The 17,572-nt window shown below is 44.6% G+C and carries 18 protein-coding genes; 9 read left to right on the top strand and 9 right to left on the bottom strand.

All coding sequences use genetic code 11. From position 1 onward, the window contains the following. Positions 1-40 precede the first annotated feature (40 nt). Positions 41-925, top strand: a complete 885-nt coding sequence (locus ACXACS_RS03925; protein ID WP_474804311.1) for a virulence factor BrkB family protein — start codon at positions 41-43, stop codon at positions 923-925. 122 nt (positions 926-1,047) lie between these two features. On the opposite strand, the gene ACXACS_RS03920 is transcribed toward ACXACS_RS03925, so the two are convergent. Beyond that, complete coding sequence (locus ACXACS_RS03920) at positions 1,048-1,686, bottom strand: DUF2959 domain-containing protein (RefSeq protein WP_474804309.1); 639 nt, start codon at positions 1,684-1,686, stop codon at positions 1,048-1,050. Beyond that, complete coding sequence (locus ACXACS_RS03915) at positions 1,683-1,925, bottom strand: hypothetical protein (RefSeq protein ID WP_025257569.1); 243 nt, start codon at positions 1,923-1,925, stop codon at positions 1,683-1,685. Before ACXACS_RS03915 ends, ACXACS_RS03920 begins: the two co-directional genes overlap by 4 nt. A 188-nt stretch (positions 1,926-2,113) precedes the next feature. Between ACXACS_RS03915 and pip the strand changes: the two genes are divergently transcribed. The 3 genes from pip to ACXACS_RS03900 all read left to right on the top strand — a co-directional run bounded on the left by pip (position 2,114) and on the right by ACXACS_RS03900 (position 4,672). Further along, the gene (gene pip, locus ACXACS_RS03910) at positions 2,114-3,091 is read left to right on the top strand and encodes a prolyl aminopeptidase (RefSeq protein ID WP_474804307.1); all 978 of its coding nucleotides are present in this window, start codon (positions 2,114-2,116) and stop codon (positions 3,089-3,091) included. Then, a complete protein-coding gene (gene dtd, locus ACXACS_RS03905; RefSeq protein ID WP_474804305.1) occupies positions 3,088-3,525 on the top strand; it encodes a D-aminoacyl-tRNA deacylase in 438 nt (145 codons plus the stop codon). The genes pip and dtd overlap by 4 nt, the downstream gene beginning before the upstream one ends. 232 nt (positions 3,526-3,757) lie before the next feature. Beyond that, entirely contained in the window at positions 3,758-4,672 is a 915-nt protein-coding gene (locus ACXACS_RS03900) for a bifunctional GNAT family N-acetyltransferase/hotdog fold thioesterase (protein ID WP_474804303.1), read from the top strand. Positions 4,673-4,880: 208 nt separating this feature from the next. Here ACXACS_RS03900 and rpoH read toward each other — a convergent pair whose 3' ends face one another. After that, positions 4,881-5,735 (bottom strand): RNA polymerase sigma factor RpoH, encoded by an 855-nt coding sequence (gene rpoH / locus ACXACS_RS03895; protein WP_179984771.1) that lies wholly within the window; start codon positions 5,733-5,735, stop codon positions 4,881-4,883. Positions 5,736-6,361: 626 nt separating this feature from the next. Here rpoH and ACXACS_RS03890 point away from each other — a divergent pair. Further along, entirely contained in the window at positions 6,362-7,588 is a 1,227-nt protein-coding gene (locus ACXACS_RS03890; protein ID WP_474804300.1) for an EAL and HDOD domain-containing protein, read from the top strand. Between the two features lie 154 nt (positions 7,589-7,742). Further along, positions 7,743-8,978 carry an EAL and HDOD domain-containing protein gene (locus ACXACS_RS03885; protein WP_474804298.1) on the top strand — a complete coding sequence of 412 codons (1,236 nt, stop codon included), beginning with the start codon at positions 7,743-7,745 and terminating at the stop codon, positions 8,976-8,978. Here ACXACS_RS03885 and ftsX read toward each other — a convergent pair whose 3' ends face one another. From ftsX to ftsY, 3 genes are read right to left on the bottom strand one after another with little or no spacing between them, the layout of a single operon-like run. Beyond that, entirely contained in the window at positions 8,979-9,959 is a 981-nt protein-coding gene (gene ftsX / locus ACXACS_RS03880; protein ID WP_474804295.1) for a permease-like cell division protein FtsX, read from the bottom strand. Next, a complete protein-coding gene (gene ftsE / locus ACXACS_RS03875) occupies positions 9,956-10,669 on the bottom strand; it encodes a cell division ATP-binding protein FtsE (protein ID WP_474804292.1) in 714 nt (237 codons plus the stop codon). The genes ftsX and ftsE overlap by 4 nt, the downstream gene beginning before the upstream one ends. A 26-nt stretch (positions 10,670-10,695) precedes the next feature. Continuing rightward, on the bottom strand, positions 10,696-12,483 hold the full coding sequence (ftsY, locus tag ACXACS_RS03870) for a signal recognition particle-docking protein FtsY (RefSeq protein ID WP_474804289.1): 1,788 nt from the start codon (positions 12,481-12,483) through the stop codon (positions 10,696-10,698). A gap of 66 nt (positions 12,484-12,549) precedes the next feature. Here ftsY and rsmD point away from each other — a divergent pair, with 66 nt between their 5' ends. Then, positions 12,550-13,212, top strand: a complete 663-nt coding sequence (rsmD, locus tag ACXACS_RS03865; protein WP_474804286.1) for a 16S rRNA (guanine(966)-N(2))-methyltransferase RsmD — start codon at positions 12,550-12,552, stop codon at positions 13,210-13,212. 63 nt (positions 13,213-13,275) lie between these two features. On the opposite strand, the gene ACXACS_RS03860 is transcribed toward rsmD, so the two are convergent. Next, the gene (locus tag ACXACS_RS03860; RefSeq protein ID WP_118491752.1) at positions 13,276-13,854 is read right to left on the bottom strand and encodes a YjaG family protein; all 579 of its coding nucleotides are present in this window, start codon (positions 13,852-13,854) and stop codon (positions 13,276-13,278) included. Continuing rightward, positions 13,855-14,457: a YhgN family NAAT transporter gene (locus ACXACS_RS03855; RefSeq protein WP_118491750.1), complete on the bottom strand. Its 603-nt coding sequence runs from the start codon at positions 14,455-14,457 to the stop codon at positions 13,855-13,857. It lies immediately after the preceding gene. Between the two features lie 499 nt (positions 14,458-14,956). On the opposite strand from ACXACS_RS03855, the gene ACXACS_RS03850 reads away from it, so the two are divergent. After that, complete coding sequence (locus tag ACXACS_RS03850) at positions 14,957-15,139, top strand: helix-turn-helix domain-containing protein (protein ID WP_118491748.1); 183 nt, start codon at positions 14,957-14,959, stop codon at positions 15,137-15,139. Between the two features lie 46 nt (positions 15,140-15,185). Here ACXACS_RS03850 and pepB read toward each other — a convergent pair whose 3' ends face one another. Further along, positions 15,186-16,469, bottom strand: a complete 1,284-nt coding sequence (gene pepB, locus ACXACS_RS03845; protein WP_474804281.1) for an aminopeptidase PepB — start codon at positions 16,467-16,469, stop codon at positions 15,186-15,188. Between the two features lie 191 nt (positions 16,470-16,660). Here pepB and sfsA point away from each other — a divergent pair, with 191 nt between their 5' ends. Then, the gene (gene sfsA / locus ACXACS_RS03840) at positions 16,661-17,377 is read left to right on the top strand and encodes a DNA/RNA nuclease SfsA (protein WP_269918532.1); all 717 of its coding nucleotides are present in this window, start codon (positions 16,661-16,663) and stop codon (positions 17,375-17,377) included. Positions 17,378-17,572: the final 195 nt, after the last annotated feature.

The following is a 17,572-nucleotide window of genomic DNA, read 5'->3' as shown; positions in this document are numbered from 1 at the left end:
CGCTGTTTATCTGCCAGAGGGTATCGCCAGGAGAAGTCGAGTGGATTTAGACAAGGTTAAAACCTTATATAACAATGTTACCCCTCAACTAAGAGAGCTCTTCAGCATCTTTATAAAGCGCTGTAGAGAAGACAATATTACTATTTCTGCTGGGCACTTGGCTTATGTAACTTTGTTATCTTTAGTACCCTTTATTATGGTGACCTTTACCATAATGTCGGCCTTTCCTGCCTTCGCTTCAGTAAGAAGTAAACTTGAGCATTTTGTTTTCAGCAACTTTGTACCTACCGCCAGCGATGTGGTGCATAAATACATGACCGATTTTGTTGGCAACGCCTCGCAAATGAGCGCTATTGGTATTTTGTCACTGCTGGTCGTAGCGCTAATGCTCATATCAAACGTAGATAAAACCCTGAATAGAATTTGGCGCACGCAAAGTGACAGACCCATAGTGTACACTTTTGCTATCTATTGGATGGTGATCACTTTAGGGCCTATGCTTATTGGCTCTAGCGTAGTAGTAAGTTCCTATTTAACTGGCCTTGCTGCTTTTACCGAAGAGTACACGCCTGGATTGGGAACCTTCTTACTCAGCCTTGTGCCAAGCGGTGCTGCCATGCTCGCATTCACTATTTTGTACATGGTAGTGCCAAATAGAAGAGTGTTTGCCCGCCATGCATTCATAGGCGCAATTGTTGCCACCATAGCTTTTGAAATTACTAAATCGGGCTTTGCATTGTATGTAACGAACTTTCCTTCATACGAGTTAATTTATGGCGCGCTTGCGGTGGTACCTATTCTGTTTTTATGGGTGTATTTGTCGTGGATAATTGTGCTGTTCGGTGCAGAATTCACGTGCAGTTTAGGCGAGGCTTTTGAAAACCGTAAAGCAGAGAACGAGCCGCGTAAAGTTCCAAAGGATTAGTGTACCTAAATATGGTCGGGCGTAACTATGATTAACCTTACGCCTCGGCTTTCAAAAAAATGCATAAAACGAAAGAAGGGAGCTACAAGCTCCCTTCTTTATAATTAATGCCTAACTAACGGCTAGTTTTTCATCGAAGATATAAAAGCGTCAGACTCAGCGATAGCTGAATTCATTTGTCTGATAAGCTGAGCAACATTGTTTTCAATAGTAGAAAGTTCGCCCTGCAGTGCGCCAATGGCGCTGGCATTTAAGTTGTGCTTCAGGTACAACACATTATCTTGAAGTGCACTTAACACTGGCGGCATTTTGCTTTCTGCTTTGCGCATTGCTGTCATTAATGAAGAGTAGCGACGCTTGGTTTCGCGAAGCTTCGCCGCGCTATCCCGTTTCAACGACGCATTCTCATACTTTTCAAGCTCTTCTGCCCACTCATCAAATAAAGCTTCAGCAACGCTTTCCACTTTATCGATGCGTGAACTCACTTCTTCTGAAGCAGCAACGCTGTCTTCGTACTGACCATTTAAGCGATTGTAAACGTCTTCTAGCTCTCCACCATCGAACTCAACAGCAGCACTGAATGCTTCTAACGCAGAGTTAAACTGCTCTTGTGCGTCTTCCTGTGATTCTTTTGCGTTTTCAACGCGGTCAACTAAGATATCGCGCTTTTCGACGCCGACCTTTTCCCATGCTGCGTAATATGCAGACTGGCACCCGCTAAGGGCAAGCATAGCAACAAATGCTGATGCAATTAACTTCATGCGGTTACTCCACCTCTAAAACGTGCTGCGCTTATAATACAAATCAAATGCAAAAGGGCGCCTAAAGGCCAAAAGACAATGGCTAGTACCACAGTTGCAGCTAAGGCATAACATACGCCTACTGTGATGAAAAAGAACAATGCACCTAAAATTCTTCCTTGTACCAGATGACCTAACCCAGGAATAAAGAAGTTACAAATTGCGGCGATTACGTTACCGCCCGATCCTTGACCTGCCATATAAACATCCTCGCATTTATGACTATAATATGATTAGCTAGCACGTAATGACACTTGTTCTATAGTATAGACTTAACGTTTATTACTTAATTTAAAAGCAAAAACGGCGTTGAAGCAGTCAGCACGCAAACGTTTGTATAACAATAAACTAAACTAAAACAGGCACTCACACAACGCGCAGAAACAAAATGAAACGACTTTACCCCGATGTTACCTACTATGAAAACGGATTTATCGAAGTGGGAAGTGGGCATTCGCTTTACTTCGAGCAAAGTGGCAATCCAAACGGTATCCCCGTGCTTTTTATTCACGGCGGGCCTGGCGCAGGCTTACCCCCTAACTACAAATGCTTTTTTGATAGCAACAAGTATCGCATTATAGGTTATGAGCAACGTGGTTGCGGCCGCTCTACCCCACTCGCCGATACATTAAACAACGACACTTGGTCTAACGTTGAAGATATAGAAGCACTACGAACTCACCTTTCTATACCAAAATTTTTACTATTCGGCGGCTCATGGGGCTCTACGCTCGCCTTACTTTATGCGCTCAAGTATACCCCGCGAGTAACAGGTCTCATTCTTCGCGGCGTATTTTTAGCCCGGCAAGAAGACAGAGATTGGTTTTTATCGCCAAATGGATGCGCTGCTCAGTTATTTCCTGAGTACTACCGCAAATTCACCAAGGATGTGCCTACACCGGTGACCTCAAGCGCAGTCTGCAGTTTTTATAGCGCTATGGTACGCTCTAGCAATGATGTACTGCGTCACGCAGCCTTAAAGCGCTGGTATCAGTGGGAAGAGCGACTGTCGCGCATTACTTTACCCCCCGGCGTAGGTGATTCCACTGACAATTACCCCATGCAACTGGTCACTTGCCTTGCAACGTTGGAGTGCCACTTCCTTTCTAACAAATGCTTTTTAGATGAAAACTACATTCTTGAAAACATTGACAAAATAAGTCATATTCCGGGCACTATTGTTCATGGTCGCTACGATATGATTTGTAAAACCGAAGCCGCTGAAGCACTTCACAAGGCATGGCCTCAGAGCCAGTTACAAATCATCCCAGATGCGGGGCACAGCACATCCGAACCCAGTATAGGTTATGCCCTTTGCCGCGCTACTCGCGACATGTCACGTTTTATTCAGGAGTCATCTAAGTGATAGGACTTATCCAACGGGTATCAGAAGCTAATGTAACTGTAGATGGTAACGTTATTGGTGAGATTGGCAAAGGCATGTTGGTGCTGTTAGGTGTTGAAAAGGAAGACAGCGAAGCGCAAATAGAGAAGCTTGCGAATAAACTCTGTCGGTATCGCATGTTTAGCGACGAAGATGGCAAAATGAATTTAAATATTGAGCAAGTCGATGGCGAAATACTGGTGGTATCTCAGTTCACGCTTGTTGCAGATACTCAAAAAGGAAATCGTCCAGGCTTCTCTCGCGGAGCATCCCCAGAGCATGGCCAAGCTATCTATGAACAATTTGTGCAGGCCCTTAAAAATAAAGGCATGAAAGTAGCCACAGGCGAGTTCGGCGCAGACATGCAGGTTGGCCTTATTAATGACGGGCCTGTTACTTTTCAGTTTAGTGTCTAAGAGCTCAAAGGGGCGCGTCTCGCTGCACTAGGCGGCTAAAGCTTTCTTTTTCCAGCTATGCGAAAGCAATTCGGGCATTCCTTGCTGTTTAGTCCGTAACTATTGGGCCCTTCGATTTACTGGTGACTGTGTACTTCTTCGGCATTCCTAGTCTGCTTACATAATTAAACTTGTACCTCATGGGTTCTTACGTTTAAATACTCCTTCATTCATTTAAGAAGGTCGGTTTATTGTGTACAAGGTAGTTACGCCTAAAAGCGACGCCGAATTTGAAGCCTATTTTCATTTTCGATGGGAGCACTTGCGCCAACCATGGAATTTCCCTCCTGGCTCTGAAAAAGACGAATATGAACAGGTCGCCGAGCATCGGATTATTACCAACCGTAAGAACGAAATTGTAGCCTGTGGCCGTGTTCATTTGAACACTGCTGAGGAAGCACAAATTCGACATATCGCAGTACACCAAGACCATCAACGTAAAGGCTTAGGTCAGATGATAATGGCAGCGCTGGAAAACGTTGCCAAAGACTTGGGTGCTGAGCGCGCAGTGACAAATAGCCGCGAAATATCTATCGACTTTTTTAGTGCCTGCGGTTTTGAGATTGAGCGTGAAGCCCCTAATGAACTAGGCATGCTTAAACGCCAGCAAATGGTTAAGAAATTCACCGAAAACAATTCCTTAATACTACACCCTAAATGGTGTAAATCGCTGCAGGAAACATGGTCAGAGACCATACCTATTACTGAGCACATGGGTATAAAACTATACCAGTATACTGGGCGTACTCTGGAAACCCGCGCCTCACTGAATAAAAATATTAATATTCACGGCACCATGTTTGCGGGCAGTATTTTTTCTTTAGCTACACTGACCGGCTGGGGTATGATTTACTTGCAGCTTAAAGAGCGTGGTTTAGACGGTGATATTGTATTGGGCGATGGTGATATCCACTACCATAAACCTATCACTATGAAGCCAAGGGCCATCTGTAATATTGAAACCCTATCGGGTAAGTTCAAGCCCCTTGAAAGCGACAACAAAGCACGTTTTGAATTGAGCGTGGCTATTTTAGACGGCGATACACCGGTAGCGGAATTTGAGGGTGTCTTCTACGTTCTTCCCCCTTCAAAAAACGAAGAAGAGTAGCATTAGGGTTTAACGCCTAGTTGCTTACATGTAATTCCCAACATATCGATACATACATGACAGCTTCAACTGTGAATTGAGAGGTACTCTCCAAATTAAGTTTGAAAAGTGTCAACGCTATTTAGGATGGGTCACTACACATAAAAAAAGCGCCTTTAAGGCGCTTTTTTCAACGTTAAGCTTTTGTATAAGCTATGTTTTGCGTGTACTACGCGACCATAGCAGCTTGAAGTTTTTTCATCGCGTTCTTTTCGATTTGACGAACACGTTCTGCAGATACCTGATACTTATCAGCTAAATCTTGCAGCGTAATCTTGTTGTCTGCTAACCAACGGGTTTCGATAATGTCTTGGCTACGCTCATCTAGCGTTTTAATTGCTGAATACAAACGCTTGCTCGCTGCTGTATCCCAGTCATTGTTAATCACGTCAGTTTCAACATCTGAAGATTTATCTTCTAAATATTGGACTGGTGCGAAATTGCCTGTTTCATCTTCATCCGCAGTTAAGTCGAACGCTTGGTCTTGAGAACTCATACGCGCTTCCATCTGAAGCACCTCTTTTGTACTCACGCCCAATTCGTCCGCCACCGTTTGCACTTCAGCATGGGTAAACCAACCAAGACGCTTTTTCGCCTTACGAAGGTTAAAAAACAGTTTACGCTGCGCTTTAGTTGTCGCAACTTTAACTATTCTCCAGTTTTTAAGTACAAACTCGTGAATTTCTGCTTTGATCCAATGTACCGCGAAAGAAACCAAACGTACGCCCACTGTAGGGTCGAAACGTTTGACGGCTTTCATCAGACCAATGTTACCTTCTTGAATTAAGTCGGCTTGTGGTAAGCCATAGCCTGAGTAAGATTTTGCAATGTGCACTACAAAACGAAGGTGTGACATTACTAGCTTACGAGCGGCTTGTAAGTCTTCGTCTTCGCGAAGGCGCACTGCCAACTCGCGCTCTTCCTCAGCGCTAAGCATATCAATGCTGCTTACAGCTTGGATGTAGCCTTCAATGCTACCGCTGTGTGGCACTGACAGGGCCATAGATTGCAAATTGTTGCTCATTGTTCACCTCATTTATTGCCGCTTCATATTAGCAAAGTAACTGAAGCTGCGCGAGACCTAATTAAGATATGAAGTCTAACCAATATGTAGGTATAGTGACTATTTCTACAATATCAAGACCTAAAATAAGAAAAAAAGTTCAACTTAAGAAAAAACTATCCATTTAGCTCTCTCTCGGTCAAAACCTCTCGCCATTCCATAGGAGCGCTAGCTCTTTTGACTTCATACTCCGCTAACGCCACACCCGTTCAATGACTGGCCTGCACTTAGTGGTAGTTGGGTTGGTCATTTAACCACACCACTATTATACTTTAATTACATAGCAAGAGTTAAAAGCTAATCTCACTGGTATGAATTCTAACGTTTGTGCGCTACCTACATCGGCGCGAACCTAAATATTAACAATCAGCCCCCTTAACGCTTTTCAAACTTTCACAGTACGGCCATACCCTTGTGATATTAGTATTTTAAACCTTGCTTTTCTGTTCGGAAATTGAAAATATTAGATTGTATTAATCGATTTTGCACTACGACCGCTGCATGGCATTTTCCAGACAACAATAATAAAAAACTGGAAGGGAAATACTTAAGGAAGGAGTAAGGCAAGTAAAGCAAAGAGGAACTCGATGTTTGCTTACGTCGCTAGACAACCCATATTTGATGTAAATCGAGAGGTTTACGCTTACGAACTGCTTTTTCGCGTGGGCGAGGAAAATTGCTTTCCGGATATCCCCCCCGATGAGGCCACCTCGAAAATTCTCACCTCTACTCACTTAAGCTTGGGCATTGAAGAAATTACCGGAGACAAAAAAGCGTTCATCAATTTTCATCGAGATACGCTAATGTTTCGCTTTCCCACGTCGTTAGATGCTGACAAAGTTGTAATTGAAATCGTCGAAACCGTAGAGGTGGATGACGCATTAGTTGCGGCGTGTAAACATATTCGAGGATTGGGTTACCCAATTGCCCTAGATGATTACGACATGAAAGGTAAATGGGAAGCCTTCATTCCATTTACCAGTGTGGTAAAAATTGATATCACCGAAATTTCTCACGATAAGATACCCGGCCTGGTAGCGCGTTTTAAATCAAACAACATTAAGCTTGTAGCTGAAAAGATTGAAACCTATGAAGAATTTCATAAATTCAAAGACATGGGCTTTGATTACTTCCAAGGCTATTTCCTAGCTAAGCCAGAAATTGTTAGGCATAGGAAGTTGGGGCCAAGCAGCTTAACTATGATGGAGCTGCTCACCTTAAGCAGCCAACCTAAGCTTAATTTCGATGATGTGAATAAGATTATTGAAAGAGATCCATCGCTTACCTACCTGCTGCTGCGCTTTATCAATAACCCGATGGTAAATAAGCGCCATAAGATAACGTCACTTAAGCACGCGCTAACCTTTATGGGTGAAGTAGAAGTGAAGAAATTTATATCTTTACTTGCTCTTGCCAATTTAAGCGATGGTCAACCCACCGAATTGATGCAGATGGCGCTGGTTCGTGCGAAATTTTGTGAGTTAGTGTTTACCCAACTTGAGACGTCTGACAATCCACTGAAAGGCTTCCTTACTGGGCTATTGTCTTTGCTTGACGCCATGATGGAGCAACGTATTGATGATTTGGTAAGCAAGGTACCAATCAGTGATGATGTTAAGGACGCGCTTTGCGGTACTCCCGGTATGCTGCGTAACTGCTTGACGCTTGTACAATATTTTGAGCGAGCTAAATGGGCTGGTGTTAAACAATTTGCGGCAAAATATGAAATGAAACAAAGCCTATTACACAGCTACTACAATGAAGCAATAAAGTGGGCAAAACACATTCATAACTCAGCATTGAAAGATGACTAACGAGCTCAATAAAAGAATAGGTTTTTAAAATAATCATTGATTTGTTGTTAGATTATACCTACATATCATAGACTAGGGTGTGGGCTTAATTTTTTCTAAGCCCATTTGATACCAATAAAAACCTCGTCAAACCATGTTGCCTCAGGATTAGTTTATGTTTGCGTTCATAGCTCGCCAGCCTATTTTAGACAAAAGCAAAAACGTATTTGCCTATGAACTCTTGTTCAGGGATGGTAAATCAGGCGCATACCCAGAACATAGCGACCAAAAAGCTAAGTATATTTCTGAACATTTTCATCCACTTGGGCTTGACGATATAAGCGGCGAGAAAACATCCTTTATCACTTTCTCATCTGATACCATAATTTCGCGCTTTCCAACTTCGCTCAATCCAGAGTCGGTCGTTGTTGAACTTGCCAACCCTACCGATAACACTAACGGTCTGTATGAAGCGTGCCAACACATCAAACAGCTTGGCTTTAAGCTCGCCATCGACGACCCTATGATGGTAGGCGCAACCCATGATGTCTTCCCTCTTATCGACATAGTAAAAGTAGATGTCACTAAAACTCGCTTTGAAACCATCGAAAAGCACATCCCCCGCTATCATGATGCTAACGTGAAACTTGTTGCTGAGCAGGTCGATACCCAAGATAACTTCTCTACTTGTGTAGACTTAGGCTTTGATTTCTTCCAAGGCTATTTCTTTTCACAGCCTGAAGCGCGCATACTTAAGCAGCTTCCAGCCTCTAAAATGAATATCGTAGATTTGATGGGAGAGAGCTCAAGTACTAGCTTTGATGTTGAGCGCATTACCCAAATTATTGAACGCGACGCCACGCTTAGTTTCTTATTGCTAAAGTTTATTAATAACCCAACCATCAATAAGCGTTACAAAATTACATCGTTGAAGCATGCCCTGAATTACATGGGTGAAGTTGAAATTAAGAAATTTATCGCGTTATTAAGCCTGACTAATTTAGGCGATGAAAAGCCCCTAGAAATCATTCATATGTCGCTTGTACGCGCCAAGTTTTTTGATTTACTGGCCGAGCGCAGGGGCATTAAGAATAACCCGCCCATATCTTTCTTAGTTGGGCTATTTTCGTTACTTGAAGGTTTACTCGACCAGTCTATGACAGACATTGTGAAACAGCTTCCGCTGTCTGAAGAGGTGAACGATGCCTTGTTGGGCAAAAACCTGGAAATGAACAACTACATGACGTTAGTGCGCGCCTTCGAGAGTGCACTTTGGATGAACGTAATCAAGCAAGCAAAGTTGCTGAACATTGACCAAAAGCAATTACACATGCTGTACAACCAAGCTATTACGTGGGGCAACGGTGTACGCAGTGCAATTTCTGCACACTACCCGCGCGCTACTGCTTAATTATTTAGGCTCAATCTCTTTTACGTGACGTTGCACTGATATTAGGGACCCGAGCAAGCCTAATAGTACTGAAAGCCCTAGCATGGTTAGCAATGCTGAACCAGTCAGCCCAGTAATATTAAAATCTTTCTGATACATAGCAGCAAATGTGGTTATGCTGCTATCCATCCACCACAAAATAATAATTACGGCAAACCACGCCATTAATCCGCCTAGTAAGCCATACCAAAAACCTGTGTATAAAAAAGGACGGTGAATAAACGCATCGGTAGCACCCACCAGCTTCATTACTACAATTTCGTCGTATTTGTTGAGTATATTCAGTCGGATAGTGTTACCAATAATAAGCACTACAGCAATAAACAAGAGCAACCCAATTAAAGTAACTAAGTCTCTTGCGATATCAATAATTGCGTACAAGCGCTCTAACCACTCAATATCGAGCTTTCCGATGTCTACCTCGCGCTGCTGGCGCAGCTTGTCTAGCAGCGCTTTAGCTGCAGTGGGTGAAGCATGCTTTTCATTAGGGGTAACTAATACAACATCCGGAAGTGGGTTTTTCTCCAGATACGCGATGGCATCGCCTAATCCAGATAAGTGCTGAAATTCCTTGAGCGCATCATCGGCAGGAATGTAAACCACACTGTCTATTTCAGACCAAGTATTCAGTCTTGCGACCAGCTGTTGTGAGCTTGCAGCATTGATATTAGGCTTGAGAAAAAGAGAAATTTCTGATGCCTGGTCCCAGCCCGCGGTAATTTTCTCTGTGTTTTTTACCATGATATAAAGCGTACTTGGCAACGTTATACTCAAACCCAGTACGCCAATTGTCATTAACGAGGCTAGGGGCTGCCGCCAAAGCTCACCAAGGCTAGACAAGGCTTGTCTCACATGGCTAACAAAGAACATGATAATAGTTTGTACCATGCCTACTTTTGCTGAAGATGCGCCTTGGGCGCGTCCTTTAAATAAAATGCTCACGACCACTCTCCTTCGCCATTACCTGAGCTCGCACCATCTATATCGTCGGTTAAACCATCAGTAATCATTTGTCCGTTTTTAAGAGTGAGCGTACGATAGCGCATACGAGCGATTAACCCTAAGTCGTGAGTTGCTATAAGCACCGATACTCCCGCTTGGTTAAAATCTTCGAACAAGCGGATAATTTCCATTGAAAGTTTGGGGTCGAGGTTACCGGTTGGCTCATCGGCTAGCAGTAAGGGAGGTTTATTTACCACTGCTCGCGCAATACCCACCCGTTGTTGCTCACCACCAGATAACGTAATGGGTAAGCAACGGGCTTTGTCTCTAAGCCCCACCATTTCAAGGGCGGCTTCTACACGCTTGCGAATTTCTTTATGGGTGTACCCTTCAATGACAAGAGGTAACGCCACGTTGTCAAAAACCGATTTATCCATTAACAGCTGGTGACTTTGGAAGATCATGCCGATATCGCGGCGTATATATGCAATATCTCGACGGGTAATAGCGTTAAGGTCGTGGCCATTAATAAGAACGCGCCCTACTGTAGGGCGCTCCATTAGGCTGATAAGTTTAAGTAGCGTACTTTTTCCTGCACCCGAGTGCCCTGTTAAAAAGGCCATTTCACCCGGGGCAATATGAAAATTAACCTTACTAAGCGCACGTTGTCCGCCCGGATAGGTTTTGCTTACCTGCTCAAACTTTATCATTATTTTTCCCTACCGCTTTGCTGGTTTTAGCTTTCAGGTGTGTCCATTTCGCTAAACAACGCATCAATAAATTCTTGTCCGTCGAACTGGCGTAAATCATCGATACTTTCGCCAACACCTATATACCTTATAGGAATTTTAAACTTATCGGCAATAGAGAATATAACACCGCCTTTTGCCGTACCGTCTAATTTGGTAAGGGTAATACCCGTTAAGCCTACGGCTTCGTTAAATAACTTAGCTTGGCTAATAGCGTTTTGCCCAGTTCCAGCGTCTAATGTAAGCATGACTTCGTGAGGCGCGTTCGGGTTAATCTTTTTCATTACACGAACCACTTTCTTAAGCTCTTCCATCAAGTTGTTCTTGTTTTGCAAACGCCCTGCGGTGTCAGCAATAAGAATATCTGTGCCCCGCGATTTGGCCGCTTCTAGCGCATCGTAAAGTACCGAGGCACTGTCCGCGCCTGTGTGCTGTGCGATAACGGGAATGTCATTGCGTTCGCCCCATACTTGAAGCTGTTCAACCGCCGCCGCTCTGAAGGTATCACCCGCAGCAAGCATCACTTTCTTACCTTCTTGCTGGAACTGCTTAGCCAACTTACCAATAGTGGTGGTTTTACCTACACCATTTACGCCAACCATTAGGATAACAAACGGGCCTTCACTTGAATCGTGCGCTTTCATGACTTCAGAAAGAGGCTGATTCACTTGAGACAACATGCCCGACATTTGCTGCTTCATGATCTCCAGCAAGGCTTCCGCGTCTTTAAGATCTTTACGAGACGCACTATCAGTCAAGTGGTCAATAATTTTCTGAGTGGTATCCATGCCCACGTCGGCCACTAAAAGCTGTGTTTCAAGATCCTCGTACAGCTCATCGTCAATGGTTTTGCCTTTAAATAGGCTAACGATGCCGCTGCCCAAATTCTCTTTTGTGCGAGATAGGCTTGCTTTTAAGCGTGCGAATAGCGACTTTTTCTCTTTTGGCTTTTCTTCCGCTTGCGCTTTAGCCTGTGCTTCGGCTTCTGCCTTTACGCGAGCCTCTTCTTCCGCTTGGGCTTTGGCCTGTGCTTCAGCTTCTGCCTTTGCGCGCGCCTCTTCTTCCGCTTGGGCTTTGGCCTGTGCTTCAGCTTCTGCCTGTAGGCGAGCCTCTTCTTCCGCTTGGGCTTTAGCCTGTGCTTCAGCTTCTGCCTTTGTGCGCGCCTCTTCTTCCGCTTGGGCTTTAGCCTGTGCTTCGGCTTCTGCTTTCGCGCGAGCCTCTTCTTCCGCTTGGACTTTCGCCTGTGCTTCAGCTTCCGCCTTTACGCGAGCCTCTTCTTCCGCTTGCGCTTTCGCCTGTGCTTCGGCTTCTGCTTTCGCGCGAGCCTCTTCTTCCGCTTGGACTTTCGCCTGTGCTTCAGCTTCCGCCTTTACGCGAGCCTCTTCTTCCGCTTGGACTTTCGCCTGTGCTTCAGCTTCCGCCTTTACGCGAGCCTCTTCTTCAGCTTGGGCTTTCGCCTGTGCTTCGGCTTCTGCCTTTGCGCGAGCCTCTTCTTCCGCTTGCGCTTTCGCCTGTGCTTCGGCTTCTGCCTTTGCGCGAGCCTCTTCTTCCGCTTGCGCTTTCGCCTGCGCTTCGGCTTCTGCCTTTGCGCGAGCCTCTTCTTCCGCTTGCGCTTTCGTCTGCGCTTCGGCTTCTGCCTTTAAGCGAGCTTCTTCTTCCGCTTGGGCTTTAGCCTGTGCTTCAGCCTCTGCCTTTAAGCGAGCTTCTTCTTCCGCTTGGGCTTTTTGTTTCTCTGCTTTTTTGTTCTTACTGAACCAGCCAAAAAGTTTCGACATCGTTAGGACAAATCCTTATAAATTCTTAGCAATTTCGGCTACACTTGCCGCCTAATGTATGAACGCATGATACCATTGTCAGCCACTATGAAGCGAGTTTCTCGCCCTACTCGGGCACCATCTTCTGCAAAAAAACCTCATTCACCAAAAAATGGAAGAGCCCAACGTGCAAATAGCACGGGTCAAATACGTATTATTGGTGGTCAATGGCGCGGTAGAAAGCTACCTGTATTGAACGCAGAAGGGTTAAGGCCCACTACCGACAGGAATAAAGAGACCTTATTTAACTGGCTAATGCCTTATGTTAACGACGCACGCTGTCTAGATGTATTTGCGGGCTCAGGTGGACTGGGCTTAGAAGCATTATCGCGCTATGCAGCGCATTGCGATTTTATTGAATTAGATAATCAGGCTGCTTCGCAGCTAGAAAGTAACCTTTCTTTACTTAAAGTAAGTTCAGCCAATGTCCATAAAGGTAATGCGCTAAACATCTTGAAGGGGCTCAACGGATCACCCTACGATGTAGTATTCGTTGATCCGCCGTTCGGCAAAGATTTAGTAGCACCTTCGCTTATATCGCTTGCAGAAAATAACCTAGTGCAAAGCGGCAGCGTAGTTTACTTAGAGCATGAGAGTACGCTCACAACACCAACGTTACCTACCCACTGGCAAGTTATTAAGGAAAAACACACCAGCGCACTGCGCTACATGTTAATAGAAGTGAGCTAATAGAACGTACGCTTAGCGTAGCGCAAAGCCGTGAACTTACCTAGAGTGCACGGCCTAGCTACTTTAAAGTTCAAGGCCTATGTTTGAGATACCCGCTTCCAGCGCGAGGGCTTTCATTTCGTCTGCTGCCTTTGCAGGATACTTAGCCTGCTCAACGTAATCGAGCAGTTCGTTTTGTACCTCTACTTCAAATTCCATAAGTGGATGACCTTTCACGGTCTCATCATCAGCTTCTTCGCTTTCTAATAAATAAGCTTCAACGCTACCTTGAGATAGTTTGCTGATTACCACAGCGCCTTGGGGATCGTCACCTGCTATTAGATTAAGTAGGCCAGCTAATCCGATGGCTGCATCAATAGCAGGGTACACGCCATAGTTATCGTGTTCGCTGGTATCCGGGGTGGCAACTTCTACTTTTTCAAGCTGTACCGCAATATTAAATTTACTTTTAGGAGACTTAAGTGTCTCCCAGACCAAGTTTAAGCAGTTGCGTAAGGCATTCGCATCACCACTTTCTGTAAGCTCACAAAACAGCGTGTAGTTAGGCAACATACGTTCAAGTAACGCAGCGCCGAATGCAACGGCTTTCCAGCCTTCCAAGGCGCGAACACGCCCAAAGGTATTAAGTTTTTGCTTTGCCATTTAAAGGGCTCCAGTGGCATGCATGAAATATTTGGTAACGCCATCTAACAACATTTGGATAGCGATCATAACGAGGATCATACCCATTAATCGCTCCATCGCAACTAGGCCACGTTCCCCTAAAATTTTATGAAATACGTTTGAAAATAATAAGATGACAGCGCTAATCGACCAAGAAGCAGCAAGCGCTAGTGACCAATCCACCATTCTATCCGGTGCTTGATTAGCAAGTAGAATTAACGCAGCTAACGTCGATGGACCTGCGATCATAGGAATAGCAAGAGGCACCAAGAAAGGCTCTTCACCCACAGCAAGACCACTTGGGTTGCCAGACGACGGAAATATCATCTTAAGCGCGATAAGAAATAGAATAATGCCACCGGCAATACTTACAGTTTCTTGCTCTACATTTAAAAAATTGAGTACCGACTGACCGCTGAACAGAAATAAGAATAAAATACCAAGCGCAAACAATAGTTCTCGTATAAGAATAAATTGACGTCTTTTAGGTTCAATGGATTTAAGTACCGACATAAAAACCGGCAGATTACCGAGCGGATCCATGATCAAAAAAAGCATAACGGCAGCGGACCAGGTATCCATTTTTTTATTGTCTCCGGTTGAGAGCGTAAGCCCAATTTATAGCGTGAATCGTAAAGTATAACTCAAGATTCATGCAGATAGGTGGTTATGGCGCGCAATGGTAAACCAAGCAGAGTGAGTAAAAAACACCTTTTAACACCCGACTGCTGCACTTTATATCTATCTAACGCCGATTTTTTAAATAAAAAGCACGTGCCTATCATTGGCGAACATTAAAAGAATCGGTAAAAAAGACTCGAAAAATAACAAAAATGGGCTTAACTAAAACAATAGGAAGCAGTATGTAACAGGCGGAGCAACGATGACCTTATCTAGCCTTTGGTTTATGCAATGCGTAGAAAGGCACGCTCAACATAGCTGGATGTTTATTTTTTTGTTCGCCTTTTAGGTAATGTCTTGTACAAAGCGCTTCTGATGTAATGACAAGATCACACAGCCTTGACCAAAGTAGAGGCCTGGTTAAAACCTAACAAAAACAACCACAATAGGAAAAATTGTAATGAGTTTGATGACGGTAAAAGAAGTGGCGGCATTTCTGGGTGTGCAAGAAGTACGCGTAGAGCGTCTAGAGCGCGAAAGCCTTTTAGTATCAAAAGACAAAGATACCGACGGTAACCCACTTTTTGATAGCGGTGACGTTGAACGTTATAAGAAACTAGCTGAACGCTTGGGCGGGATCTAGTTAACGAAAAGGGGCGACACCCTGTGAAGCCCCCCTGTTTTTTTATTTATGCAGTGAAATCTTTCAGCATTCTGGCAATTGAACGAATGCCTTTTGCTGTAGCACCTACCGGCATTTCAGCGGTTGCACCACCGTGATAGGCCGCAGCCAAATCTAAATGCACCCAGCCTTCAGGCTTAACAAAGCGCGATAAGAAGCCCGCAGCGTTTGACGCACCACCGCCACCACCACCTTTCATCGGTCGGCTATTTGCCGTATCAGCAAACGCTGAAGGGCAACGGTCTGCGTGAAAGCCTTCAAGGGGTAATGGCCAAAAGCGTTCATTTTCTGCTTTTGCGGCTTTAAGCATTTGATCACGCGCATTATCATCCAGCGAGAATACGCCATGATAATCAGAGCCCAAGGCAACCACTGCTGCACCGGTTAACGTTGCTGCATCGATAATAAGCGGTGCGCCAGTTTCCGTGGCGGCCATCAAACCATCAGCCAATACTAAACGTCCTTCAGCATCGGTATTAACAACTTCAACGGTTACCCCATTTTTGTAGGTAAGTACATCACCCAACTTATAAGCGTGACCGCTAATTAGGTTTTCTGCACAGCACAAAATAAGCTGAATACGCTTTTCGCTGCCTTGAGAAATAGATAGCCCTAATGCACCTGTAACAGTCGCTGCGCCACCCATGTCACATTTCATGTCTAGCATGCCTTCGCTAGATTTAATGCTGTAACCGCCGCTGTCGAACGTGATACCTTTCCCTACTAGCACGGCATCGACGGGAGCATCTGCGTTGCCTGTAGGATTGTAATCAAGGACCAGCATTGCAGGCGGGCGTTCACTACCACGACCTACGTTATAAATACCTATCCAGCCTTGTTCTTTAAGGTCTTCACCTACTGTCATTGAATAAGAGACTTTGTCTCCACCCAGCGATTTAAGCCACTGCGCAGCACGTGTCGCTAGGGTTTCAGGGCTAAGGTCTTCAGGCGTTTCGTTTACCAGCTGTCGGGTAAATAATAATGCCGCATACTCCTGCTCTAAGGCGGCTTTGTCAGCCGTATCCGCCCATTGGATAGAGGCAGGCTTAAGTGCACGTGTAAAGCTAAGTGCAAAAGCCCACTGTTGCTCTTTATGCCAACTACCCTTAAGCGCAACGGCAGGCAACCCTAGACCATCTAACTTTCTCGCTGCTTGCTGAATTAATCGCTCGTTAAGCTTGTCATCTGGCAGGTGAATAACTGCGCCTGATTCAGTGAAAGAAAGCTTAGCGCTTTCGCCCCATACAGCTTCAGCACTATTGGTTGAAAGGCTTACGGTAAATTCTGCCATCGCATTTTATTCCTTATACATCGTTATATTTTCGATAAGCGCTTTTTGCGCTTGCTCAAATCTTTGTTACTCTCTTTTTCCTGCATACCGCGAACATGTTGTGCGTTCCCTATAAACCCTATGCCATAGCACACGAGTACTGGCAGGGAGCGTCTACGCGGTGAACCTAATTTTCATAAAAAAGGCGATACATGAAGTTTTCACCTTCGTTACTACGTGGCACCTTGATTAAAAGGTACAAGCGGTTTCTTGCCGACGTCGAGCTAGACGACGGTTCAATCGTTACTGCTCATTGTCCAAATACAGGTGCAATGACCGGCTGCGCTGAACCGGGGTACACGGTTTTCTTAAGTGAGTCGACAAACCCAAAGCGAAAGCTTAAGTATACATGGGAACTAGCCCAAACGTTTGATGGTCACTTCATCGGCATTAACACACACAATGCTAATAAGTTGGTGGCAGAAGCACTAGATAACAAGGTGCTAGGTGAATTTTCCGATATCGGCGGTTGGAAAGCAGAAGTAACACCGCCAACTGCCAACAGCCGATTCGACTTCGCGTTAACAAGGGAAAACGCGCAGCGTCAAGAACTTACAGAATACATGGAAGTAAAATCCGTCACTTTAGCGGAAAATAATAAAGGCTACTTTCCCGATGCGGTAACCCAGCGAGGTGCAAAACACTGCTTGGAACTGGCTCGCCTAGCACAAGGCGGTATAAAGACCAGCTTGTTATTCTGCGTGCAACATACCGCTATTGAAAGTGTTCAAGTTGCCAAGCATATTGATCCAACTTATGCCGAAAGCGTACAGATTGCCGCTAATGCAGGCGTAACTGTACTTGCCGCAGGCTGTATAATTGATGAACAAAAAATCCTATTAAATCAATCACTCCCTGTGATTTTATAAAAAATAGGTTGATTTTTTTCATTTCGTCTTCATATTTGCGCCTTGTTTTAGTGGTAGAACGCACTAATGCGTTTGCTGGTAGCCAGTCGTATAAATGATTAAACATCTGGCAAATGTTAGAAACAACACACCAGCATAATAATTACATAGACACGATCGATTGCCTGAAGCTGTCGAGTCTGATATAGATATCGG

It is taken from the genome of Alteromonas sp. AWM4_230 (assembly GCF_056158305.1).
This window is presented reverse-complemented; position numbering and strand designations above follow the sequence as displayed.